Annotated in this window: 19 protein-coding genes and 5 tRNA genes; 9 read left to right on the top strand and 15 right to left on the bottom strand. The window is 46.4% G+C overall.

Features of this window, described 5'->3' with window-relative positions; genetic code table 11:
• The first annotated feature begins 259 nt into the window (after positions 1-259).
• Both ACKU40_RS03110 and ACKU40_RS03105 read left to right on the top strand, forming a co-directional pair.
• Positions 260-335: transfer RNA gene (locus tag ACKU40_RS03110), tRNA-Asn, on the top strand.
• A 335-nt stretch (positions 336-670) separates the two neighbouring features.
• Positions 671-746, top strand: a tRNA-Asn gene (locus ACKU40_RS03105).
• A 49-nt stretch (positions 747-795) separates the two neighbouring features.
• On the opposite strand, the gene ACKU40_RS03100 is transcribed toward ACKU40_RS03105, so the two are convergent.
• Positions 796-1617, bottom strand: coding sequence for a transporter substrate-binding domain-containing protein (locus tag ACKU40_RS03100; protein ID WP_320175067.1), 822 nt, complete (start codon positions 1615-1617; stop codon positions 796-798).
• Between the two features lie 207 nt (positions 1618-1824).
• Here ACKU40_RS03100 and ACKU40_RS03095 point away from each other — a divergent pair.
• Positions 1825-1900: transfer RNA gene (locus ACKU40_RS03095), tRNA-Asn, on the top strand.
• Between the two features lie 98 nt (positions 1901-1998).
• Complete coding sequence (locus tag ACKU40_RS03090) at positions 1999-2409, top strand: cereblon family protein (RefSeq protein ID WP_320175066.1); 411 nt, start codon at positions 1999-2001, stop codon at positions 2407-2409.
• A gap of 57 nt (positions 2410-2466) precedes the next feature.
• Here ACKU40_RS03090 and pyk read toward each other — a convergent pair whose 3' ends face one another.
• Positions 2467-3894 (bottom strand): pyruvate kinase, encoded by a 1428-nt coding sequence (gene pyk, locus ACKU40_RS03085; protein WP_320175065.1) that lies wholly within the window; start codon positions 3892-3894, stop codon positions 2467-2469.
• A 247-nt stretch (positions 3895-4141) separates the two neighbouring features.
• Between pyk and ACKU40_RS03080 the strand changes: the two genes are divergently transcribed.
• The 3 genes from ACKU40_RS03080 (at position 4142) to ACKU40_RS03070 (ending at position 7626) form a co-directional block, all read left to right on the top strand.
• Positions 4142-4618, top strand: coding sequence for an OmpH family outer membrane protein (locus ACKU40_RS03080; RefSeq protein ID WP_320175064.1), 477 nt, complete (start codon positions 4142-4144; stop codon positions 4616-4618).
• A gap of 184 nt (positions 4619-4802) precedes the next feature.
• Positions 4803-6461 (top strand): Na/Pi cotransporter family protein, encoded by a 1659-nt coding sequence (locus ACKU40_RS03075; protein WP_320175063.1) that lies wholly within the window; start codon positions 4803-4805, stop codon positions 6459-6461.
• Positions 6462-6477: 16 nt separating this feature from the next.
• Positions 6478-7626 (top strand): hypothetical protein, encoded by a 1149-nt coding sequence (locus ACKU40_RS03070; protein ID WP_320175062.1) that lies wholly within the window; start codon positions 6478-6480, stop codon positions 7624-7626.
• Between the two features lie 6 nt (positions 7627-7632).
• Here the strand turns inward: ACKU40_RS03070 and ACKU40_RS03065 are convergent, their stop codons facing one another.
• From ACKU40_RS03065 to ACKU40_RS03040, 6 genes are all read right to left on the bottom strand, one after another.
• Positions 7633-9279, bottom strand: a complete 1647-nt coding sequence (locus ACKU40_RS03065; protein WP_320175061.1) for a PAS domain S-box protein — start codon at positions 9277-9279, stop codon at positions 7633-7635.
• Positions 9263-10423: an alcohol dehydrogenase-like regulatory protein ErcA gene (ercA, locus tag ACKU40_RS03060; protein ID WP_320175060.1), complete on the bottom strand. Its 1161-nt coding sequence runs from the start codon at positions 10421-10423 to the stop codon at positions 9263-9265. The genes ACKU40_RS03065 and ercA overlap by 17 nt, the downstream gene beginning before the upstream one ends.
• Positions 10424-10670: 247 nt before the next feature.
• Positions 10671-12206 (bottom strand): DUF4301 family protein, encoded by a 1536-nt coding sequence (locus ACKU40_RS03055; RefSeq protein ID WP_320175059.1) that lies wholly within the window; start codon positions 12204-12206, stop codon positions 10671-10673.
• Positions 12207-12634: 428 nt separating this feature from the next.
• Positions 12635-12711, bottom strand: a tRNA-Met gene (locus tag ACKU40_RS03050).
• Between the two features lie 197 nt (positions 12712-12908).
• Positions 12909-12985 (bottom strand) — tRNA-Met (locus ACKU40_RS03045).
• A 100-nt stretch (positions 12986-13085) separates the two neighbouring features.
• The gene (locus tag ACKU40_RS03040) at positions 13086-13970 is read right to left on the bottom strand and encodes a LysR family transcriptional regulator ArgP (protein WP_320175058.1); all 885 of its coding nucleotides are present in this window, start codon (positions 13968-13970) and stop codon (positions 13086-13088) included.
• A gap of 97 nt (positions 13971-14067) precedes the next feature.
• Here ACKU40_RS03040 and ACKU40_RS03035 point away from each other — a divergent pair, with 97 nt between their 5' ends.
• Positions 14068-14688: a LysE/ArgO family amino acid transporter gene (locus ACKU40_RS03035; RefSeq protein WP_320175057.1), complete on the top strand. Its 621-nt coding sequence runs from the start codon at positions 14068-14070 to the stop codon at positions 14686-14688.
• Here ACKU40_RS03035 and ACKU40_RS03030 read toward each other — a convergent pair.
• The 5 genes from ACKU40_RS03030 to dhaK form a co-directional block, all read right to left on the bottom strand.
• Positions 14685-14993 carry an AzlD domain-containing protein gene (locus tag ACKU40_RS03030; RefSeq protein ID WP_320175056.1) on the bottom strand — a complete coding sequence of 103 codons (309 nt, stop codon included), beginning with the start codon at positions 14991-14993 and terminating at the stop codon, positions 14685-14687. The genes ACKU40_RS03035 and ACKU40_RS03030 overlap by 4 nt on opposite strands.
• Positions 14993-15691: an AzlC family ABC transporter permease gene (locus ACKU40_RS03025; protein WP_320175055.1), complete on the bottom strand. Its 699-nt coding sequence runs from the start codon at positions 15689-15691 to the stop codon at positions 14993-14995. The genes ACKU40_RS03030 and ACKU40_RS03025 overlap by 1 nt, the downstream gene beginning before the upstream one ends.
• Positions 15692-15870: 179 nt before the next feature.
• Positions 15871-18360, bottom strand: coding sequence for a phosphoenolpyruvate--protein phosphotransferase (gene ptsP, locus ACKU40_RS03020; protein WP_320175054.1), 2490 nt, complete (start codon positions 18358-18360; stop codon positions 15871-15873).
• 51 nt (positions 18361-18411) lie between these two features.
• On the bottom strand, positions 18412-19041 hold the full coding sequence (gene dhaL, locus ACKU40_RS03015) for a dihydroxyacetone kinase subunit DhaL (protein WP_320175053.1): 630 nt from the start codon (positions 19039-19041) through the stop codon (positions 18412-18414).
• Positions 19042-19230: 189 nt separating this feature from the next.
• Complete coding sequence (gene dhaK, locus ACKU40_RS03010; protein WP_320175052.1) at positions 19231-20289, bottom strand: dihydroxyacetone kinase subunit DhaK; 1059 nt, start codon at positions 20287-20289, stop codon at positions 19231-19233.
• Positions 20290-20756: 467 nt separating this feature from the next.
• On the opposite strand from dhaK, the gene ACKU40_RS03005 reads away from it, so the two are divergent.
• Positions 20757-21392, top strand: coding sequence for a hypothetical protein (locus ACKU40_RS03005; protein ID WP_320175051.1), 636 nt, complete (start codon positions 20757-20759; stop codon positions 21390-21392).
• Between the two features lie 67 nt (positions 21393-21459).
• On the opposite strand, the gene ACKU40_RS03000 is transcribed toward ACKU40_RS03005, so the two are convergent.
• Positions 21460-22467: a substrate-binding domain-containing protein gene (locus tag ACKU40_RS03000; protein WP_320175050.1), complete on the bottom strand. Its 1008-nt coding sequence runs from the start codon at positions 22465-22467 to the stop codon at positions 21460-21462.
• Between the two features lie 6 nt (positions 22468-22473).
• Positions 22474-23400: a ribokinase gene (gene rbsK / locus ACKU40_RS02995; protein ID WP_320175049.1), complete on the bottom strand. Its 927-nt coding sequence runs from the start codon at positions 23398-23400 to the stop codon at positions 22474-22476.
• Between the last annotated feature and the right edge of the window lie 29 nt (positions 23401-23429).

The following is a 23429-nucleotide window of genomic DNA, read 5'->3' as shown; positions in this document are numbered from 1 at the left end:
GCTCTGATTTGGTTGCCAGCTTGATTTGCTTATTCTTCTTGCCGCTCAAGTTATTAATTCTCCGTAACCGAATAAATTCTAGATAAATACAAGATCCGTTGATTGCCTAAGCTAATTACCCTTTGTCGTCAAGAAAGTACATCTTTAAATAGTTCACTTTCGCGCACAAAAATTTTTTAAAAAAAGTGTTTGACAAGTGCGCGGCAAATCCGTAGAACCCATCTTCGTTGCAGCGGGAAACGCTGCAACAACAAAATATTCCTCGGTGGCTCAATCGGCAGAGCGGGTGACTGTTAATCACTAGGTTGGGGGTTCAAGTCCCTCCCGGGGAGCCAGATAGCTCAAAGGCTGCTTTCGAAAGAAGGCAGCCTTTTTCTTTTCATTTCATTCAGCTGCCCAATTTCACGCCTGCACATTCGTTCATTAAAAATCATTTCCCTACATTTAAATATATATACCCGTAAATCGACTCTACCGGGACTTCGAAAGATGGACCTTTGGAAAACAGCCTTCTCAACGCTGACAACATCAACCTTCTCCAACCAAAATCAATCCCTGAAAGAAAGTCTAAAGAAAATTTAAATTAAATTAAAGATAATATTTGACATACTCGCAACAACTCCGTAGAACCCATCTTCGTTGAAGGGGAAAACTCCTCAACAACAAATATTCCTCGGTGGCTCAATCGGCAGAGCGGGTGACTGTTAATCACTAGGTTGGGGGTTCAAGTCCCTCCCGGGGAGCCAGATAGCTCAAAGGCTGCTTTCAAAAGAAAGCAGCCCTTTTTATTGCCTTTTACTTTTTCACGATACCCTTCAGGTTCTCCGGAATAACATCCTCAGGGACAACTCCGTTCATATGATATCTTTTCAGGATTGAATAATAGGTTCCGTCGCGGGCTATTTTTCCCAACCCTTTGATAAACCTTTCCTTCAACGGCCTGTTTCGTTTTTGAAAAATAACTGAAAGCTTCATCTGCTGGATAGGCTTACTGGTAAAACTGAACTCTGGAGCTTTTTCCGGAAACAGCTCCCAGATCAAGTATTCCCCGGTAACACGAAAAGCTACGGCAAAATCAAACCGCCCTGCATTCAATTTTAAAAAATTGATCCTGATATCGGAAGCCAAATCAGTCTGTAATCCAGCATCATCCAAGACCCGCTGACTACTGCTGCCACGCACATTGCCAAAAGAATATCTATTCAAATCTTCAAGCCGGTTAAACACAACACCTTCCGGAAATCGTTTAGCTTGATAAAAGCCTACAAAATTTAACTGGATGATATCTACAGCTTCTACCTTATCTTCCATTCCTCTTCTCTTAAACCATTCCATGGACCCTAAACAGCAGTCCTGCACACGTTTAACAATCGACCAGACATTTCTGGACATCGGCAAGAGATCATATTGAGCCGAAATGTCTTCGACAGCAAAAGCATCCGTTACAATATCCCTTAGCATGCCTTTACCAAATTCAGGCTCTGCTTCCTCAAAAACCAAGGGAGGATACAATACCGTTGCAACATTGACAGTTTCGCTGGCAAAAGCAGGTAAAATAACGCAAAACAGCATCCCCATCCCGAAGGCTAAACTGACAATCTTTGTTTTGATTTCCATGCAACTCCCTCACCAATAAAATTCAATCAACCTGATACAATACGACTCTAACAGAAAATCCGCCCCATGTTCAACCCGCATAAACACAGGCTTAACCACCTAATTTTAAAAAAATTGAATTAATTTAAAGATAATGTTTGACAACTTTAAGACAAATCCGTAGAACCAATCTTCGTTGCAGCGGAAAACGCCGCAACAACAAAATATTCCTCGGTGGCTCAATCGGCAGAGCGGGTGACTGTTAATCACTAGGTTGGGGGTTCAAGTCCCTCCCGGGGAGCCAGATAGCTCAAAGGCTGCTTTCGAAAGAAAGTAGCCTTTTTCTTTATCTATTATATTCTTTTCTTTGCTCTTAGCGTCCCTACAGGCTACAATCAGATTATGCAAATAATCAACAATCCTCTACCCTGTTCTTTCCTGAAGTCCTCCCCTCCCGGTACAAATTCCGGCATAGAGGTTGCGGACAAGGACGAACTGCGCGAATCCGAAAAGAAAGCCATAACCTGCCGTGAATGCGGAGCCAGGATCACTGACACCTCATTCTCAACAAAAGTCAACGACAACCATGAACACTCATTTTTTAATCCTCATGGCTATGTCTTTCAAATAAGATGCTTTTCTGCTGCTACAGGCTGTGCCACATCCGGCCCTCCATCAAATGAATTCACTTGGTTTGCAGGGTACACATGGCAGATAAGCTCATGCTCCAAATGCAGAGAACACCTTGGCTGGCGTTTCCAATCAAACACAAGCTCCTTTTACGGCCTGATCAAGGATAGAATAAAAGAATAAAAAAGCTCCCGGCACCTTCCGGCATCGGGAGCTTTTAATTGATACAGTCAGTTAATTTTACTTGTAGTAAAGCTTAACTTCGTTGGTCTTGGGCATAGTCTGTCCCGGAGTAGGCTGACCGGAAACAAGAATGTATCCCTCGCCTTTTTCAAACTTATCGTTGGCTTCAAGGAACTCCACAAGGCGATCCCTGTGGTCGGTAAGTTTGGACTCAGTGACAACAGGAGAAATACCCCAGAAAAAGTTGAGGTATGCTGGAACGCTTTTGTCAGGAGTCAGGCAATATACAGGCTGCGCAGGTCTACGACTGCAGATAATCCTTGCGGAAGAACCGCTTGAGGAATGACAAATGATAGCAGGACTGTCGATATCCTGAGCCAGCAGACATGCGGAATAGCTCAAGTACTTAACAGGGTTTGAAACAAGCTCATTGGCAGGCGTGTAGGGTCCCTTAATTCGCTCAAGATAATACGGCTCGGTACCTTCTGCGATCTCTTTAATATATCCGACAGCTTCAGCAGGATATGCGCCGATTGCAGTCTCTTCGGAAAGCATGCAGCAGTCCGCACCATCCATAATCGCGTTGGCTACGTCGTTAGCTTCCGCACGGGTGGGGATCGGGTTCTTAACCATGGAAAGCATCATCTGGGTGGCAACAATAACCGGCTTCTGAGCATGACGTGCTGCGCGGATAAGCTTTTTCTGGATAACGGGAACAGTAGAGAGCTTGCACTCAAGACCGAGGTCACCGCGGGCAACCATGATGCCGCTGGCAAGCTCAAGAATGGATTCAATATTTTCAACAGCATTCTGGCGTTCAATCTTAGCGATAATGGGAAGAACCACACCATGCTTATTCATCGCATCCAGAACGTCTTGAACATCCTGCGCAGTCTGGACAAAAGACATGGCAATTGCATCAACACCAATCTCGATACAGCCTGCCAGATCAACTTTATCTTTTTCAGTAAAAGCAGGAAGTGCGATATGCTTGCCGGGGAAAGTGATACCCTTTTTGGATGCAAGCAGACCGGCATTCTGAGCCTGAAGCTTGTACAGCTTATCTTTCTCAAGAGTTTCGGTTACGAAAAACTGAAGCATTCCATCACTAAGCGAAACTTCCATTCCATCCTCGAGTCCCTGCAACAATTCGGGCTGATCAAGGGGAATAAAAGGCAGATCTTTGGCCTCTTCAGCGAATTCAGGAAGCCCCAGATAGACATAAGCACGGGAGTCAATGTCATGAGGAGCATCCTCAATAACACCCACCCTGATCTTGGGCCCACAAAGGTCCCCCATGATAGTAAGGGGAATAGAAAGTTCCTTTTCAACCTGACGAATCATTGCAATGACAGGCTTAAAGCTCTCAGCGTCGGAATGGGAAAAGTTCAAACGGAGAATTCTGACACCGTTCTGGACCATCTTGGTAATGGTTTCAACATTACTTGATCCCGGGCCGAGAGTGGCAACAACTTTGGTTCTCATGATCTTGTCCTCAATATTTTATTTGGGTAAAATTTTACTGTCCCCAATTGATTGGAAAAATTCGGATCCACCTCTGTCCGATGTTCACTTTCGAAAATATTACTAACATAATTTTCGGAAATGTACAAAATTTTAATTTCAATGCTTTCTAATTTGCTTCAAATGTTTTTTTTATTTTACATGACACCTTTCCGAGTTTATACCGAATAACTCTAAATGAAAATATTTTTAACTAACGGAGTATTAAATGTTTAAAAACGTGCTGAAATTAGCTTTGATTATTGCCATGGCAGCTTTTATCGCCGGATGCCAGCAACAGGCCTCTTCCGGCGGCAAAGTAGGATTTGTTGATACCAATAAGGTTTTCAAAGAATGTAAAGCCGGCACCGAAGGTATGGAATACCTTAAAAAATCAAGCGAAGAATTTCAGGCAAAATTCACTGAAATGCAGAAAACCCTTGCAGGAAACCAGACTGAAGAGAACACCCGCAAGTTCCAGGAAGCACTCGGCGAATACCAGAACAAAATGGGCGCAGAGCAGAATCGCATCGTAGAAGCCCTGCAGGGCGGCTTTACCAAAGCTGTTGATGACTACCGTCAGGCTAACGGCTATTCCGTGATCCTCTCTACCGAATCTGCTATCAGCTACGACAAATCTGCTGACATCAGCGACAAGATCATCGAATCAATGAACAAAATGGACATTAAAATCAAGCCCGAATAATTACGGCTGATTCCATTAGACCTTAAAAATCCTCCTGAGACTTAGGTTTCAGGAGGATTTTTTGTTACAAAACAACTGTATTTACATACCGTCTTCAACCTTTCACTTGATTTTTCCCACCGCACAGGAGATTATCAAAGTCCATTTTATCTCTTAATTTCAACAAGCTAGTTAACGATCTGATATGAGTTTAGCATTATTTGGAAATCTGTTCGGCGGACTTGGACTTTTTTTGATCGGCATGCGTTTGATGACCACTGGCTTGAAACAAGCCGCTGGTAAATCCTTACGTAAAATACTCGGTCAATGGACCAAGAGCCCGAGACGCGGATTATTCTCGGGATTCCTGATTACCGCACTGGTCCAATCTTCAAGCGCTGTTACCGTTGCTGTTATCGGCTTTGTAAATGCCGGGCTCATCACTCTTTCTCAGTCCATCGGAGTCATTTACGGCAGTAACATCGGAACCACTGTAACCGGATGGATTGTTGCTGCCGTCGGATTCAGCGTAAACTTGAAAGCCTTTGCGCTTCCCGTCATCGCCATCGGTGCAATTCTACGTTTAACAGGTCCGACATCACGACGCGCTTTTTTCGGCGACGCTTTTGCCGGATTCGGCCTGTTCCTCATGGGAATCTCCACCTTGCAGATGTCTTTCAAAGGTATTGAATCATCAATCGACCTTTCAATCTTTGCATCCATGGGAGCTCTTTCCATCCCGATATTTATCGGCATAGGCTTGATGCTTACACTGCTCATGCAGAGCTCCAGCGCGGCTATGGCCCTTGTGCTTACCGCAACAGTAAGCGGACTGATGGACCTCAACCAGGGAGCCGCCGCTGTAATCGGAACCAATATAGGAACGACTTCCACTGCAGCCCTTTCCGTCATCGGTGCTACCATCAATGCCAAAAAGGTTGCTACAGGGCACATCATATTTAACCTGATCACAGCCCTTGCCGCCCTCATAATGCTGCCGGTACTCATAAAATCCATTCTTTTCTGCATGGACATTATGAATATATATCACGAACCGGCTGTTGTTCTGGCCCTGTTCCACACTCTGTTTAACTTTCTGGGAGTCCTGCTTCTCTGGCCTTTCACTGATAAGCTTGTTAGTTTTATCGAAAAGAGATTCGCTTCACTTGGAGATGACCGGGGGCGCCCCAAATATCTGGATAACAACGTCATCGGCACCCCTGCACTTGCCCTTGACGCTCTGACCCTTGAAATGGAACGTATAGGGCAGCTCACCCGCAGAATTGTGCGCAAAGGCCTTAACTCCGATTTTGGATACGGCGCACTCCCTGCGGATAAAGATGCACAGGACACCCTTATTGAGGCTGCCCGCTCTTTCTGTGCCAAACTGCAATCCCGTCCCCTTACCGAACAACAGGGACAACAAGTGGCAACCGCCCTGCGCGTACTGCAATATTTCCGTACCGCCGGAGCTCTCTGTGCCTCGTTGGAAAAGAAGAGACTCAAACCTGCTCTTGATCTGCTTGGTCAGGACGCTGACATGGTCACTGTCTTCCGCAACTCATGCCTCGGCGTCTTAAATGTTACAGAAAAGCCATGTTCCGATGAATTTTGTAAAATCGACAATATGATACATGACATGTTATCAGCATACCATGACTTGAAAGCAAAGCTGCTTTCTGCCGGAGGAACAGGCAACATTCCGGTTCCAGAAATGGTTGAACAGCTTGAACTTTTTTCAAAGATACGACGCATAGCAAGGCAGGCAGCCAAAGGCGCAGTCTACCTTACTGCTATGAGGCCGGACTCCGGCGTGGGCTGCCCGACCACTACCGTTAAATTCGCATGGAACCGCCATTGGTAATCAAAATGGAGCCGCAATGAACAAATTTAAAATTCCCGCAATCATATTCGCTGTTGTTTTCGTTGCTTCTGCAGCAGCACTGTATTTTTATGTTCAGAAAGATTTGGGAGAAAAATCAGACCTCGAAGTAAACGCTCCCGCATGGGTAAACAAAAATGGTTCCAGCGGGAAACTTCCTGTATCCGACAAGGTGGCCAAATCCGGTGATTCAATTAAGCCCGCACTGGAGAATAAAACAGAACCCATACCACCAAAAGATGACAGAGCAATTGCGGACAGCAAAACCGAGGCTTCCGCAGCAAATAAGACTGAGCAATCTCCGGTCCAAAAAACCGTGGATAAAATAAAGGATACTATCATCACCGAGGTCTTTCTTGATAATCTGGCCCAGTACATTGCAGACAGCTATCATCCGGCAGGTTCACTGCCTTATAAATCCCAAAAAGGGTTCAGTTCAGCGTCGTTCAAAGGAGTCAATATGCACTTCGGACTGAACCTGCGTGGCCTTATGCCTGATGCCGAGAACCTTGTAACAGCTCAAAAATCCATCTGGTCCTATCTGCTTACACCGGGAAAGCTGACTGTTCTTTCAAAATCAGAATCAGGACAGCTGCTTGATCTAATTGAGGAAAAAGGAATTCTTGCAGAAAGAACATTTGCGGAAGGGGACAGCTCCTCTCTGCATGAACTGACTAGAGAACAACGAGCAGAGATGTTCCGCACAAACAGCCAACCGCTACGCCATGTTGCGTCTGTTCTCAAAGCAGTTGCTGATAACCCAGACCTTTTGCAGGCTCTGGATAGCTATATCAAAGCTGAAAAACGAGTAGATTCCGCAAATGGTATTTTCCAGCTTGATCTGGACAATTCCCGCAACACCCAATCTGAATCGGCAAAAAACAAAGCTGCCCATTCCGGTAAAATTCTCAAAGAAGCCATTACTATCAGGGAAAAAATAAAGTCCGGTATCACACAGAAAATAAAGTCATATTGCGCAGGAGAATGCGACAAGCCTGACGATTCATTCTACATAGCCCAGTGGATTTTCAGGAGAGTTCATAACGATGAGAAAAAACTTAAAGCCATTGCTGATGGAGGCGAAGCCTTGAGCTACCTTGCAGACAAAATGGTTGAGAGAGCAGAAGCAATAGAAAAATCGATGTAATTGGATCTAACACTCGGATGGGATTCTGATAATAATCTTCATTCCTTCCCCCGGACTGGTTTCAATTTCAAAAGTCCCGCTATGCTTCTGGGTAATGATGAAATAGGAGACAAATAGACCGAGCCCTGTTCCTTCACCAACGGGTTTAGTCGTAAAAAAAGGTTCCAAAGCCTTTTTGCGGATTTCAGGCCCCATTCCGGGGCCGTTGTCTTCAATTTCCAGACGAACGAAACCTGACTCTTTTCTTAACCGTATAGTAATACGGGCAATATCATCGACTACCCTTGCCTGATCAGCAAGGATTGCCTGCACGGAATTCTTAAGCAGATTAATAAGAACCTGCTCTATCTCAGAGGGTGAACATAAAAGCTGAGGCAGAGAATCATCGTATTCCCTGATTATCTCCAATCCCCCCCCACCGGATTTGCTGTAAAAGTCATAACCGCTGAATGAAAGCTCTATAGCTGTTTCAACAATCTGCTCTATATCGGAACAAACCCTTTCCCCGCCGGACTGGCGACTGAATTGAAGCATATTGGAAACAATACGTGCAGACCTTTCACCCATCTCCCTGACTGATTCAAGCTTGTCGAGAATCCCTCTTTTCTCGCAATACTCGTGGATAGAGTTAAAAGGTATTCCCAATTCATCAGCCGCAGCATAGTTTTTAGGCAAATGCCCTGAAATCCTACGCTGAATATTCTGGATACCTTGAAGAATGCCACCAAGCGGATTATTAATTTCATGGGCCATGCCGGCAGCAAGCCCGCCAACAGTCATCATCTTCTCGGTTTGCACCATAACCTCTTCCATACGGGTCCGGGCAGTAATATCATCAATACGGATGACAGCCCCGGCCTCATCACCTTTGAACGGACACACTACAATTTCATGAAAGACATTGTATCCTTCCCGATCCATATGGAAAATTTCAGTACCACCTTCAACTTCACCGCGGATTGTTGCTGAAATCAAATGCTCAAAACGACTTAATTCCGGCATCATCTCGTAAACAAAATTACCTTCTGCGTCCTCGGCAGCCCGTCCGGTCTCCTCGTGAGCATAATCATTCCAGAGCACTACATTTGAATTTTCATCCACACCTACCAGTACGGAATGCATAGAGTTGATAACATTACCAAGGTAGTTACGGGTCCGCTGCAATTCCCGCTGATCGGCAAGCCTGCGCCTCACATCACGGGCAACCATGACAATATAAAGCCTGCCGCCCACGAAATGCACTCGAAGAGTCATTTCCACAGGAATACGAGAGCCCCCCTTTCCGAGCAGGTCAGTCATGGAAACATCTTCTTTATCCCATGACGAATAAACATCGTCATCAATCAAAACTTCGTGCAGCAAAAAACAGGTATCCTCGGGAAAGACCAGTTCCGGAGGGCTGTCCAGCAACTCATCCCTGCTGTAGTTCGTCTTCTTCAAAGCGGTTTTGTTGACGTCAGCAAAACTCCATGAGAATGCATCAAGCACGAACAAGGCATCATTAGCATTTTCCACTAAAGCTCTAAAACGCTCCAACTCATTAATCCTTTCCCGAAGTTCAGGATAATAACTTTTGCGCATGGATGTCTCGCCAAGCCCGATAAGCTTATTGCGGACATTCTCGTTGGAGTTCGTTTTAGAGCGCCGCTTCATAAATTTTCTCTACATCTTCCTGACTCAGTTCAACCGGATTAGTGACCATGCAGGCGTCTTTCAAAGCCATTTCAGCCAATTTAGGAATTTCATCACGGGTAAGCCCCAAATCACTAAGTGACATACTTATACCCGCTGCCCTGCTCAACGCCACAATCGCCTGCTCCAGCTCATTGCAGATTTGCTCATCTGTTTTACCGGAAACCGATACGCCCATTTTTTCGGCAATACGGGAGTATCTTTCAACAGCATAAGGAAAATTTACCCTGATCACATAAGGAAGCAGGATAGCGTTGCACTCACCGTGCGGCAAATCCAAATGACCGCCAAGACTATGAGCCATAGCATGCACAGCGCCAAGAATTGCATTGGAAAAAGCAAGCCCTGCCTCCATGCTGCCAAGCATGACCTGCCCGCGTAATTCAAGGTTACCGGGTTCTTTGATAACAGCGGCAAGATTACCTGTAACCTGCTCAATAGCATCAAGGGCCAGAAGATCTGTTAAAGCTGAGTTAGCATTCGAGACATAAGCTTCTATAGCATGAGTCAATGCATCCATTCCGGTAGCCGCTGTCAATTGCGCATCCATGGTTGATGTAAGTTCAGGATCAATCAGGGCTGCATCCGGGACCATGGCCTTACTGACGATACTTATTTTTACATCCCGTTCAGTGTCGGTTATAATTGCGAACTGGGAAACATCAGCAGAACTCCCGGCAGTGGAAGGAATGCAGATCAGAGGAGGTCCAGGGACATCAACCATGTCGACGCCCTCAAAATTCAAGATATGGGAATTATTTGTAGTGACAATCCCAATTCCTTTGGCACAATCCATCGGACTTCCACCGCCAACAGCAATTATGCAGTCACATCTGTTTTCCAGATAAAAATCAGCCCCGCTCATGACTTCAACATCACGGGGGTTCTCAGATACGTCACTGAAGATAAAAGTTTCAATGCCGGCATCATTCAGACTCTTTTCAACTGCCCGAACCCAACTGCATTTAACAATACCGGGATCAGTCACTATCAAAGCCCTGGAGACACCGAAATTTTCAGCATATTGCCCGGCAAGCTTGGAAGACCCCACACCGAAAACAAGTTCAGGAGCAACAAATTTTCTCATCGCCAAAACTTCTTTCACGTAGACCTCCACCACTTAAAAATATAATTCGTGCCTGTAATTACTCAGAGATACCAATATTATCAGCCATAATCATAAGTAACATATGAACTCACATTCCCGCAACAACAGAGCACAAAAAGGCATCTTCAAAAAAGAACCTCTCCAATAATGGACTCAATCTTGTAGCAACCGTACAGATAAAAAAATCTGCCCCTGTACAATATACAGAGGCAGAATCATTTTTGAGACACTTATAAATTTACGCTTAACCGCGATGTTCCTTCTTCAATAGGTCATTTACAGTCTTAACAGGAGAAAAAGTACTCAGCGGAACTTCTACAAATACAGTAATCCAATCAGCCATGGAACCGTTCCAAAGTCCCGGAAGCTCCATTGCCTTCAGTTTGCGGCCATTCTTGGACTTGTGTGAGATAAATCCGGTTTCGGGGTCAGTAAAATTCTTCAAGGCATACCACTCTCCACGAGGGCTTCTCATACCGCAAACAAGATCAACAGGATTGAAATGAGTTGCAGTCTGTACAATCGCAGCCTGTTCGGGATCATCCATATCCACCTGACTCTTTTCAACAATCTGCGGAGAGATAAAGCCGTCAGGACCGTCTACCCAGAAAGGCCCGCCACCCGGTTCGCCTTCATTCTTAACCATTCCGCATACACGTACAGGCTTGGATAACCGAACCCGCAACATGCTTATCTTATCATCAAGACTCATCTGACCGAAATTCTCAGGCAATTGCATGGAGAGATAGGAAACGGCGAAGATGGCTACCGCTGCGACTTCAAATTCACTGCAATTATGATTCTCAAGCATATTCAGACACTCAAAAATCTGATCCTGCAACTTTACCAACAAACCGCCGAGAAGCTTCTTATATTCAATAGTCGCACCCTTCATGCTGTCAGGGACAACATTATCAATATTCTTCAGATAAACAAGATCGCCACGCAGCTTATGCAAATTATCCAGCAAGGCGCCATGCCCGGCCGGCCGGAACAAGATCTTTCCATCATCAGTGCGGAACACATCGTTATTCATATCTACGGCAACAGTATCACTCTTCCTGCACTGCTGGGAAAAATCAATTTCAAAATGGCAATCAGGATAATTCTGAACGGCCTTTGCAATATGATCACGAATATTCTGCTCATGAGCCGGAGAAACAGTAAAGTGTAATTTCGCCTTACCACGACGATCTTTAATATGGGCAGCAGCTTCGGCAATATGTTCTTCAAAAGGAGTACGGTACCCGTCGTCATAACTATGAAACGGAATCAACCCCTTAGGCATTGCCGCATAGTTCAACCCTTTTTCTGTGAGCAGGTATTCGAGGATCTGTCCATAATCCTGATCCGCATATGCATCCTCAAGATTTACACCATCTTCCCTCATGACTTCCTGCAAATCATGATAAAACGGAAGCACCGGAAGCAGATCCATAAAAGTCTGGACCATTTCCGCATCCTTATCGGAAAGCTCCTCGTTTTTCAGCTTGGCGAGTAAATGCTTGAACATCCGAGTTGCTGCTCCTGAGGCCGGAACGAACTTGGTAAAACGTCCTTCGTCAGCTGCTTCTTCAAAGCAATCCAATAATTCTTCTCTTTCAGCGGGCCTAATCCGATAAATTCCATCGTTCAAAGTACAGGCCCGCTCAAGCTTTGTCGGTTCAAATCCAATCTTGAATCGCTCAATTTGCTCCGCCAATGCGGATGCAGAAATTCTCTCACCAATAATATCAATTAAACCATTCTCAATTTCGCGGAGATCATTTTCAGTTACCATAACGTACCTTCCCGTGATTTAAATTGAAAAACAGTGTAAAATCATAATCTTAAGGCAGCCTATACCCCACTCTAATACGCAATCGACACCGATAGATACTTACCCCTTAACACAGATTTTCAGCTGTGTTTAGGGGCAAAATAAACATATTTGAAACTTTTTTATTTTTCCCTGATAACTCAAAAACTTAATTTAACATACTAAAATAATTAATTATTTATTATAGACAAATTCTAAGGGATCAAAATAATGAAAATTATGTCCCAATTTTGAAACATAAATTGCAGCGTGATGACGAAAAGATTTCCCATTCGAGATAGAGAGGCAGAAGCGAAGCCGAAAAAAATCCCCACCTTCGCATTTCAAACGATGATGAGGGCAAAAAAAAAGACCCAACCTTTCGGTTGAGTCTTTTTGATGAAGCATGGTGGTTGCGGGGGCCGGATTTGAACCAACGACCTTCGGGTTATGAGCCCGACGAGCTACCAAGCTGCTCCACCCCGCGTCACTGTGAGAGCATGTCTACATGCTCTGCAATTTGCTGTCAACTACAAGTTGAACATTCTGCAAATTATTTTTCAAATATTTTCAGGATTTAAACATGCACTAAACACAAAATCCCAAAACTCAGTCAAAAAAGTTGAAGCTGGAAGCATCACTGGCTTTTGCCGCAAACATCCCCGTCATGACCGGAAATATAGGTGGTTGCGGGGGCAGGATTTGAACCTACGACCTTCGGGTTATGAGCCCGACGAGCTACCAAGCTGCTCCACCCCGCGTCACTGAGAAGAGAACAACTACAGATACACCCTACAGAAGTCAACTTAAAAATTAAAATAAAATGAATTTTAAAGTATATTCGTGCAATAACCCAAAATTTTAGGCCTTATTTTTGAAGTATCCCACCAATTCCCGGCGCAAACCTTCAAGCAAGGTAGTTTCAACATTCCAAGAATGCCAGTAAAGCGAAACAGGTACTCTACCCTCTGGCACGACCTCAATCAATTGCCCGGACTCCAGTTCTTCTTCCACTTGAAACTCAGGGACCATACCGTATGCAAGTTCACGACAGATAATATCAACAAAGGATTCTGTGGAAGGGATATAAAAGATTGGATGTGCGACCGATTCACCCGGAAAAACTTTTGCCAGCATCTGCGATTGAGTTTCATCTTTACGGTTAAAAACAGCTGCCGGAGCCTTTGCAACCGACTCACGATTAAATCCGTCTTTAAACCAACGTTTGTAAAAATCAGGTGTACTCAAACACAGATAATCGAAAGTTGCCAGATAATCGCTGCGACAGCCTTTCACAGGTTTAGAAACGGTTCCAATGCAGCCTACAACCTCCCCCCGACGTAGCATCTCATGGGTCCTGTTTTCATCATCTACATACAAATCAAACAACACATTGTGCTCTTTTAAAAAACCATCAAGAGCATCCAGAAACCATGTAGCAAGGCTGTCCGCGTTAACTCCCACAGGTAAAGTCACAAATTCACCGCTGGGATTAAGGCCCATGGAATCATTCAGGTCATGCTCCATAAGCCGGATAGTGTGCAGGTGCTTAATCAGCTTGCGGCCGTCCTCTGTGGGTTCAGGAGGATTGGACCGGACCACTAGCACCCGGCCCAATTGTTCTTCAAAATTTCGTATGCGCTGTGAAACTGCTGATTGGGAAATATTCAGCTTCAGTGCAGCCTTATCAAATCCACCCTCTTCGATTACCGCAGCCAGTGCTTCCAGAAAAATGTTATCAAGCATGCACACACTATAAGTTAAACTTATTAGAAATGAAAATATTTAATTGTACTAATTTTTATCGTCCCCCTATATTCCCGAAAAACAAACGGAGCAAACAATGTCATCACTTATTCCATATATGCAGGGTTTCGGGACAGGGGCAGGATTGATCATTGCCATCGGAGCGCAAAATGCTTTTGTGCTTACCCAGAGCATCAGAAAAAACCATCATATGACCATATGCCTTGTCTGCGCCATCTGTGATGCGCTGCTGATTACACTGGGGATATTGGGAACAGGAGAGCTTATCGCCTCAAATCCGATGCTGCTAAAACCAGCGGCATGGGGTGGAGCTGCGTTTTTAGCATGGTACGGATTCGGATCTTTACGCTCTGCCATCAAGGGCGGACATCTGGAAACCGGAGATGTTGCCAAGACAGGATTGAAATCAATAATCCTGCTGACCCTTTCCATCACTCTGCTTAATCCGCATGTTTATCTGGATACGGTAGTCATGCTGGGTTCAATCAGCGGACAATATGACGGTCTGGATCGTTACATGTTCGGATTCGGAGCAATGACCGCATCTTTTGTATGGTTTTATACCCTTGGATTCGGCGGACGGGCTCTTGCACCACTGTTTAAAAAGGCCGTAACGTGGCGGGTATTGGATAGCGCAGTCTGCCTGACCATGTGGTTTATCGCATGGAATCTGGCTGAAAAGGCCATGAGTGTTTAAATAAACTGCCTGCCCAGAGCCACGACCAGCATCCCTGCCAGCATAGCTAGAAAAACATTTTTAGTTTTGAAAGTAATCGCTACGGTGACTAGACCGCCTGCGAATCCGATCAAGCCTTCATTAAAGAAACCGGGGGCGGCAAGAGAGATGAGAATGGTACCGGGTAAAGCTTTCAAGACCCTGCCGAAACGTCCGCCCGTAGGTAGATATCCGGCCAGCAACAGACCGCCCACGCGCATGAAATAAGTTGCGAGAGCGGCAAGAGCGATAACCAGAATCGCATTTTCATGACTGTAAATATCCATTATGCCTCTCCTTCCCCTTCTTCGCTTGGTTCAGCTTCATTGATAAACGCAGCACAGACTGCACCGAGAATGCCGCCGACCAGAATATACCACTTGCCGGGAACAAAATGCTCGGTAAGCACCGACGCACTGATGGCTACCAGCCATGGCAATACGTCCTGTCTGCCCTGCCAAAGAGAAACTGCCAACGCGGTAAAAACTGCGGTAAATGCAAAATCAAGGGCCAGTATTTTAGGATCGGGAATCAATCCACCGAAGTACATTCCCCCCATAGTCCCAGCACTCCAGAAAAGCATGAGCAGCACACCACCGCCAAGCAGGTGGAACACATCACCCTCCCCCTTGCGAGCCGCAACCATGGTCATGGCCCAGTTCTCGTCGGCCACGAAGTGCATTATCCCCAAGCGTTTCAGCACCCCCTGTCCGGCAAATAAATCTTTAAGAGAAGCACCTATAAGGACATAACGCAGGTTCACAACAACCACCGCAAGGGCCATCTCAAGCACCGGAAGCGGAGCGTTCCACATATCCACCAGCACAAATTGCGCCGAACCAGCAAACATGAAGACGTTCAAGGCCATCATATCGGTCCAGCTTATGGACTTCTGTGCTGCCAGAACACCCAACACCCCTGCATATGCAACGACACTGGGCAAAAGCGTAACATTAGCTTTAACGCCGCGCATAAAACCGCTCATATACAAACCTCCAACATGAGGAAAATTACTTGAAAAGGAGAAAACAAGAATAGGACAGAATGCTATTTAGCTGAAATATGAAAAGGTTAAAAGAGACAGATTAATCAAAAATCGACAGCACAAAAGAAAAGGCCCGTGCAAAAGAACGGGCCTTTAGAATTATCGAATACAATCAAAAACTATTTCAACAAGTCACGGACTTCATCGCCGGATTTTGCAGCTAAAGCTTTTTCAGCCAAAGCACGGCAATCATCCATGGAGACAGCTCGAATGGCTTCCTTAACTTCAGGAATGGAAGGTCCGCTCATGCTCAGCTCATCAAGTCCGAGTCCGAGCAGCAATGCAGAGGCCTTAGGATTCCCGGCCAACTCACCACACATGCCGACTTCAATTCCACAAATCTTAGCGGCATCACAAGTCATTTTGACCATACGCAAGACAGCAGGATTGAGACTATCGCAAATCCTGGCAACAGACTTGTTACCACGGTCCGCAGCCATAACGTACTGGGTAAGATCATTGGTGCCGATACTGAAGAAATCGCAGATTGCACCAAGCTTTTCAGCTTCTGCAACAGCGGACGGAACCTCGATCATGATTCCGGTCTTAATCTTATCGGCGATCTTTACGCCTTCAGAAAGAAGTCCTTCGCGGACCTCAGCCTGAAATGCGAGCACACCTTCAAGCTCTTCCACCCCGGAAATCATGGGGAACATGATCCAGATATTTTCCTCGCTGGCAGCACGCAATAAAGCACGCAACTGAGTACGGAAAAGTTCGGGACGGGCCATGCAGAAACGTACTCCGCGTTCGCCAAGAAACGGATTCTCTTCAACCGGAGTATCGAGATATTTAACCGGCTTATCTCCGCCGATATCAAGGGTGCGTATGATCACCGGATTGCCGTTCATGGCCTTGGCAGCTTCCACGTATGCTTCGAACTGCTCCTGCTCATCCGGTTCCTGATCGCGGTCCTGAAAAAGGAACTCGGTACGGAAAAGCCCTACGCCCTCTGCTCCATATTCGAGCACACGCGGCGCATCAGCGGGGGTGCCTATATTACCCATAACCATAATTTCAGTGCCGTCTACAGTCTTGGCCGGGGCAGCACCTTTAGCCTTGGTTTCTTCACGATCAGCCAGCCACTTATCGCGCTTAGCAGAGATTTCATCCAGCTTGTCCTGATCCGGTGCGGTCCAAACTACACCTTCAAAACCATCCAGCGCAATCATCTGACCATCGGAAACCTGCTGGAAGCATTCCCCTGTGCCTATAACCGCGGGGATCCCCATGGAACGAGACAGAATTGCGGCATGGGAGGTTGCCCCACCTATCTCGGTAACAATACCCAGCACTTTTTCAGGGTCCATTCCGGCAACATCGGACGGTGTAAGATCATGAGCCACGATGATGGATTCACGTTCAAGCCTTATGGCCTGCTCACCTTCTCCGGTCAGCACGCGAAGCACACGCCCGCCACAATCCATAACGTCTGCGGCACGGGCCTGCATGTAGGCATCATCAAGTCCCCGGTAATCAGAAGCCATCTGGTACATGACCTGAAACCATGCGAACTCGGCATTGACCTTTTCAGCGGAAATAAGGGCCGCAGCGTTGTCACGCATATCCTTATCGCCGAGGATTAAGCCGTGCACTTCAAAAATTGCGGCATTAGCCTTGCCTGCGGTCTTTTCAGTTTCACGCTGTAAAGCCTGAATATCTGCTAGCGCGGCAGCTATTGCCTGATCAAGGCGCTTAGCTTCGGCATCAGTATCTGAAACTTCAATCCGCTCCACTTCGGGCAATGTTGCCAGATGGGCATAAACCGGACCGACGGCATAACCTGTTGATGCCGGAGCACCGAAAACAAATCCTTCGCCGCCAACCTTGCACGGTTCAGTTTCCATGAGCACTTCAGTTACGTCTTCATCACGCTCACCAAAATTATCGGCATGCAAAGCCTTCAAGCCTTCAATAGCCTGCTGCGCATCAGGTCCGGTCGCGGTGACAGTAATGATTTCGCCATTCTTGACTGCCAGCAAAGCAACCTGATTGATGCTCTTTCCGGATGCAGTCTTATCGTCCTTGCTAATCTGAATGGTAGACTGAAATTTACCGGCCACGGCAACAAGGTTCGCTGCCGGACGAGCATGCAATCCCATCTTATTAATGACCAGCAGGTCGCAACTGACCTCTTCGCCTTCCAAAATTTCTTCCTGCGCAGAACCGGCAGCCTGAACACTCTCTCCGGTAATCGGAGCTAACTGTTCAATCTTCACATTCAAGGCTGCGCCAGCCTCAGCACTAACTTCTTTAAGAGAAGCTCCAACTGAAGCCTGCACTGCCGCAGCCATGGTTCCCTCCACAATAGGAGCGGAACAAAGCAGAACCTTTTCCTTGACCTCATCAGGCAAAAAATCCAGCGCAGTTTCAGCACTCATAAGCGCGCTGCCAAGGTCCATTATGACCAGAACGCCGTCTTCGGACTGCGCGGCAACGGATTCAATGGCCATCATGACCTTCATAGGGTCGGTACCGATGGGGTTGTCCGGATCATCAATGCCGCCTGCGGCTTCCATGACCACAGAACCACGAGTCATCTGCTCAGCCAGTTCCAAAACACCCTGAGCCAGCATCTGGCTATGGGAAACAATTACTAATCCTACCATGTAATACTCCATTATCCCCACCATATTTTTAAATATGGTGGGGATAATAAATTAAGACAAAACTTCTTTCAGGGTCTCAAGCATGTAGTAAGAGGAAGTTGCACCGGGGTCCTGATGACCGATGGAGCGTTCGCCAAGATAGCTGGCGCGTCCTTTCTTGGCCTGCAGGGGGATGGTATCGGCAAGAGCCTTTTCACCTACGGGCAGTGCAGCTTCAACTATGGCGAGAACATCATCGCCGTTTCCGGCCTTCTCTTTGATAACTTCGAGAACAGGTGCCCAGAGGTCGTACATGGTTTTGTCACCAAGATCAGGACGACCGCGCTGGAGGATACCTTCAACACCAGCTTCGATAACTTTAGCGAAATCTTCGGAACTGAGTTCTTCCTTACCACCCATGATCATGCCGCCCTTCATCCAAAAAGTACCATACAGGGGACCGCTGGCACCGCCAACGCTGGACATGAGAGTCATGCCGACAGTCTTAAGGATAGTGCCGATATCTTTTGCTTCTACGGTGGGCAGCTTTTCCATTACCTTGCCGAAACCGCGGTTCATGTTGATTCCGTGGTCGGCATCACCGATGGCGGCATCGAGTTCAGTGAGGTATTCTTTTTTGTCGGCGTAAACTTCGTTAAGCTTTCCGAACCATGCAATAAGTTGAGCTTTGTTCATGGACATTTTCTATCCTCCAAAAGATGACGCCATTAAAAACTGGGTCAGGTTAAAATTACGGTGGGCATATACGATAACAGCGTCAGCCCGGAAAGACTCTTTAAAAAGAGGTCTTATTTCTAAAACTGGAACGCAGACGTGAAAGAGAACTCCCACGCCTGCGCATTTTAAACTAATAATTAAGCAAATTTAAGCCTAGCGAACAAAACCGGGAGTCTGTGCAGGAGCATCCCAGAACTTAAGCATTTCATCATCAACCTTAAGCAAGGTGATTGAGAAGCCCTGCATTTCCAGTGAAGTGATGTAAGGTCCGATCAGGTTACGGACAATATTGATTCCCTTGGCTTTGCAGACTTCATCAAGCTTTCTGTACACAGCGTAGAGTTCGGAAACAGGGGTTCCACCCATGCTGTTAACGAACGCGATAACATTGTCACCCTTGGCAAAAGGCTCATCGGTGAGTTTTTTATCTTCCCATTCGCTGCCGTTCCACTCACGGACAGTGCGGCTGTATGCGGGATCGTCAATAATCTGCTCAGCTGCGTACTGGGTCATTTCATCGACAGACTTAAGAGGCATACGCTCAATACCGGGTTCGCCATGTATACCGATACCCATTTCAACTTCGTCTTCACCAAGTTCGAAGGTGGGTTTGCCTGCTGCAGGCACGGTGCAGGAAGTCAGGGCTACGCCGAAAGAACGGCCGTACTGGTTGACCTTACGGCAAAGATCGGAGCATTTTTCAAGGTCGTAACCTGCTTCGGCAGCCGCACCGACAATTTTTTCAGCCAGAACAGTGGTACCAACACCGCGTCTACCTGCGGTATAGAGACTGTCCTTAACGGCTACGTCATCATCAATCAAAATATTCTGGACTTTGATGCCTTCACTTGCAACCAGCTCGGCTGCAGCTTCAAAGTTCATTACGTCACCAGTGTAGTTCTTAACCATAAAAAGAACGCCGGCACCGCTGTCTACGGCCTTGGCGCATTCGTACATCTGGTCAGGGGTGGGAGAAGTAAAAACTTCACCGGGGCAGGCGCCGTCGAGCATACCTTTACCGACGAAACCTCCATGCATGGGTTCGTGGCCGGAACCGCCGCCGGATACGATGGCGACTTTCCCTTTAACGGGAGCATCTTCACGTACTACGTAGTAGGGATCGTAGTTAACTTTCAGTTCGGGGTGAGCGAGGGCCATACCCTCAAGCTGTTCCTTAACCACATTTTCCACATCATTGATCAATTTTTTCATAGTTAAAATCACCTCTGGTTCTAAGTTCCATACGTGGTGGCAACATTAAATCAATTGATAAACATTGTCGACAAATGAACGCGTTTTTTTTCGGTTACATTAAAATTATTTTTATTAACAGGGATAAATTTTCACTTGCGAAAACAATTTCTTTAATCTTTTCCGTTAAAAATGGATAATACAATTATTTCATTCATGAGACAGTTTGATACCAGTAAATTTCCAAACTACTTTTTTTAAGACCTCAACTAAAAATATTATGCTTCCGTCCCAAAAATAATCTTAATCAATAAAAGCCTATTTCAGTCATAATCATTCTGCTAAGCAAATTAATAATGATTATTCGTATCGGCTGCATGGCCTATTAGAAAACGATGACTATATTTAAAGTATGCCTATCTTATGCTAGAATATAATTATGTATTAATTTACGGGGAGATTTGGAGTAATTCACGGGAGGGGGAAAAATGAAAAACATATTATTTTTATCAATATTATCAGTATTTTTTATACTCTCTACAGCTCAGGCCGCAACCATTTCAGGCTGGACACATCCTGATTACGTAACAGCAGACATTACGACCTCATACTCACCTGCAGATTCAAGCCTGCTGCTGACTGTAAAAAATACTTCGCCTGCAGATTCAGCAACCCTGCGAGGACTTCTATTCACTGCACCAGACGTAACACTGACCCTGCGGGAAGTCTCCTACTATTCTCAATCAGTCTCCACTCCCGTACAAGTCACAAAGAACTGGAGCATTGATTCTGCTGAAGGCACTAACCTTAATGCGGAACCTATGAAATATTACGAAGGGCTGAACACAGTGCTTTATACCGGCAGCAATTTTCAGGGAGGCAATCCTAAAACTGGGCTGGAAGTCGGCTGGACAGCTACATTCCTGTTTGATGTGGACGGAGAAATGGAAGCACCCTTGAATCAATTCATCGCCAGATTTCAAAGCATAGATTATGCCGGAATGACCGCATCGGACAGTGACTTTGCATATTCTGTCCCGACCCCCATTCCGGGTGCAGTGTGGCTTTTCAGCTTAGGACTGGCCGGAATAGCTCTATTACGACGGAGAATGATCACCTCATAAAAACCAAAAATCCTCCGGCGAAACATTTTCGCCGGAGGGTATTATTACGTGAAACGGACTCTAAAAATTATTCTTTCAGATTGCTCACCGACTCGCGCTCAACAAGGTTCGGTTCAACCTTTATCTGCAATCCCTTAGTCCGTTTACTGGACAACCTATCGATAAGGGTATCCACTGCACGTGCAGCAATTTCTTTTTTCGGCTGGTGGATGGTTGTCAATGCCGGAGCTGTAAAGCGGGAAATATAAACATTGTCATAACCGATGACAGACAGGTCCTGCGGCACCCTGACGCCGAGGCGAGCCGCTTCACTCAACACACCGATAGCCATCATATCGTTACAGACAAATACGGCACTGGGCAGTTCATCAAGTCCTGAAAGATAGCGCATGGCTTCAACTCCGCCTTCGCAGCCATAATCACCTTCCACGATCCACTCTTCGCGCACGACAAGACCCGTCTCAACCATAGCTTGTCGATAACCTTCCAGACGTTCCTTGGCAGAGCGGCGGTCCTGCGGTCCGGCGATGCAACCGATATCGGTATGTCCCTTGGCGATCAAATATTTAGTGGCCAGCCGTGCCCCGCTGAGTGAATTATCATAAATCCTGTCCACATTATCCGACTCCGGTCCCCAATCAAAAACAACAATGGGAACGCTACGTTCGGCTTCAATCAGATTGATAATCTCATCGTTAACTTCACTGCAAAGGAGCAGTAAACCGTCTACGCGCTTCTCCTCAAGAGCATCAAGGTTGGCTTCCATGCGTTTGATATCACCCTCGGTATTACACAGGAAAAGAGTATACCCACGCTCATAGCAACGGCGCTCAACTCCATGCACCACCTCGGCAAAAAACGGGTTGCGGCTGGCAGTAACCAGCATGCCCAAAGTCCGGGTCTGCTGAACTTTCAGGCTGCGCGCAATGGAAGACGGACGATAGTTCAACTCCTCCACAACCCGCTCAACCAACTCTCGCTTTTCGTCACTGACGAATCGAGTCCGATTTAGAACATGAGATACCGTAGAGGTGGAAACACCCGCCATTTTTGCTACATCTTTGATGGTCGCCATAAAATTTTATGAATTATCCTTTATAAATTGATTCACTTCTTCAAGGCTGGGAATGGAAGTCTGAGCTCCAAGACGGGTTACCGAAATCGCTGCCGCACCGTGGGCAAAACCAATTGCCTGTTCGATACTTGCGCCCTTCTGCATGGAAGCAACCAGAGCACCGTTAAAAGTATCCCCGGCAGCAGTCGTGTCTACAGCTTTAACCGAATAACCACCGATAAGCTTCTTCCCTTCGGCACGGCTCAAAAACGCCCCCTTTTCACCAAGGGTAATCAATACCGTTTCAACGCCTTTTCCGTGCAGCACACAGGCGGCCATTACAGCGTCTTCCTCACTCTCCACCTTAACTCCGGTAAGCAGTTCTGCTTCGGTTTCATTGGGAGTAATCATATCAAGATCAGCCAGCAATGAATCAGGAAAGACACGGGCCGGTGCGGGATTGAGGATAACTTTTGTTCCGGCTGCACGTGCTTCTTTTGCAGCAAGCTCAATTGTTTCCAGCGGGCTTTCAAGCTGCATGAGCAGAGTTTCAGCCTCACGGATCAAATCAAGATGAGGCTTAATAGCTTCGGGAGTAAGAGCCGCATTGGCTTCAGCTGAAATGGAGATGGCATTCTCGCCGCTGGCAGCAATCTGGATCAAAGCGATTCCGGTGGGCAGACCTTCTACAGCCATTACCGCAGAAGTTTCAATACCGTCCTGCTGAAATTCATTGATCATACGCCGTCCGAAATCATCATCACCCACGCAGGCAATAAAACCGATATCCGCACCAAGACGGGCCGCAGCCACCGCCTGATTAGCTCCCTTGCCGCCGGGTATGATCTGATAACCATGCCCGGTAACGGTCTCGCCGGGACGCGGGAAATTATCCACCTGCAAAACATGATCGGCATTTACACTACCGAGAACGATTAATCTGGGCGAAGCCATAACACTCTCCATCTCAAGGACAAGGCGTG

It is taken from the genome of Maridesulfovibrio sp., from assembly GCF_963666665.1.
Taxonomy (GTDB): domain Bacteria; phylum Desulfobacterota; class Desulfovibrionia; order Desulfovibrionales; family Desulfovibrionaceae; genus Maridesulfovibrio.
The sequence above is the reverse complement of the archived record's forward strand: the minus strand, read 5'-3'. Positions and strand labels throughout refer to the sequence as shown.

Bases quoted from the DNA above. Each gene is read 5' to 3' on its own strand.
- ACKU40_RS03100 (WP_320175067.1), bottom strand. From the start codon at position 1,617: ATGGAAATCAAAACAAAGATTGTCAGTTTAGCCTTCGGGATGGGGATG.
- ACKU40_RS03090 (WP_320175066.1), top strand. From the start codon at position 1,999: ATGCAAATAATCAACAATCCTCTACCCTGTTCTTTCCTGAAGTCCTCC.
- pyk (WP_320175065.1), bottom strand. From the start codon at position 3,894: ATGAGAACCAAAGTTGTTGCCACTCTCGGCCCGGGATCAAGTAATGTT.
- ACKU40_RS03080 (WP_320175064.1), top strand. From the start codon at position 4,142: ATGTTTAAAAACGTGCTGAAATTAGCTTTGATTATTGCCATGGCAGCT.
- ACKU40_RS03075 (WP_320175063.1), top strand. From the start codon at position 4,803: ATGAGTTTAGCATTATTTGGAAATCTGTTCGGCGGACTTGGACTTTTT.
- ACKU40_RS03070 (WP_320175062.1), top strand. From the start codon at position 6,478: ATGAACAAATTTAAAATTCCCGCAATCATATTCGCTGTTGTTTTCGTT.
- ACKU40_RS03065 (WP_320175061.1), bottom strand. From the start codon at position 9,279: ATGAAGCGGCGCTCTAAAACGAACTCCAACGAGAATGTCCGCAATAAG.
- ACKU40_RS03055 (WP_320175059.1), bottom strand. From the start codon at position 12,206: ATGGTAACTGAAAATGATCTCCGCGAAATTGAGAATGGTTTAATTGAT.
- ACKU40_RS03040 (WP_320175058.1), bottom strand. From the start codon at position 13,970: ATGCTTGATAACATTTTTCTGGAAGCACTGGCTGCGGTAATCGAAGAG.
- ACKU40_RS03035 (WP_320175057.1), top strand. From the start codon at position 14,068: ATGTCATCACTTATTCCATATATGCAGGGTTTCGGGACAGGGGCAGGA.
- ACKU40_RS03030 (WP_320175056.1), bottom strand. From the start codon at position 14,993: ATGGATATTTACAGTCATGAAAATGCGATTCTGGTTATCGCTCTTGCC.
- ACKU40_RS03025 (WP_320175055.1), bottom strand. From the start codon at position 15,691: ATGAGCGGTTTTATGCGCGGCGTTAAAGCTAATGTTACGCTTTTGCCC.
- ptsP (WP_320175054.1), bottom strand. From the start codon at position 18,360: ATGGTAGGATTAGTAATTGTTTCCCATAGCCAGATGCTGGCTCAGGGT.
- dhaL (WP_320175053.1), bottom strand. From the start codon at position 19,041: ATGTCCATGAACAAAGCTCAACTTATTGCATGGTTCGGAAAGCTTAAC.
- dhaK (WP_320175052.1), bottom strand. From the start codon at position 20,289: ATGAAAAAATTGATCAATGATGTGGAAAATGTGGTTAAGGAACAGCTT.
- ACKU40_RS03005 (WP_320175051.1), top strand. From the start codon at position 20,757: ATGAAAAACATATTATTTTTATCAATATTATCAGTATTTTTTATACTC.
- ACKU40_RS03000 (WP_320175050.1), bottom strand. From the start codon at position 22,467: ATGGCGACCATCAAAGATGTAGCAAAAATGGCGGGTGTTTCCACCTCT.
- rbsK (WP_320175049.1), bottom strand. From the start codon at position 23,400: ATGGCTTCGCCCAGATTAATCGTTCTCGGTAGTGTAAATGCCGATCAT.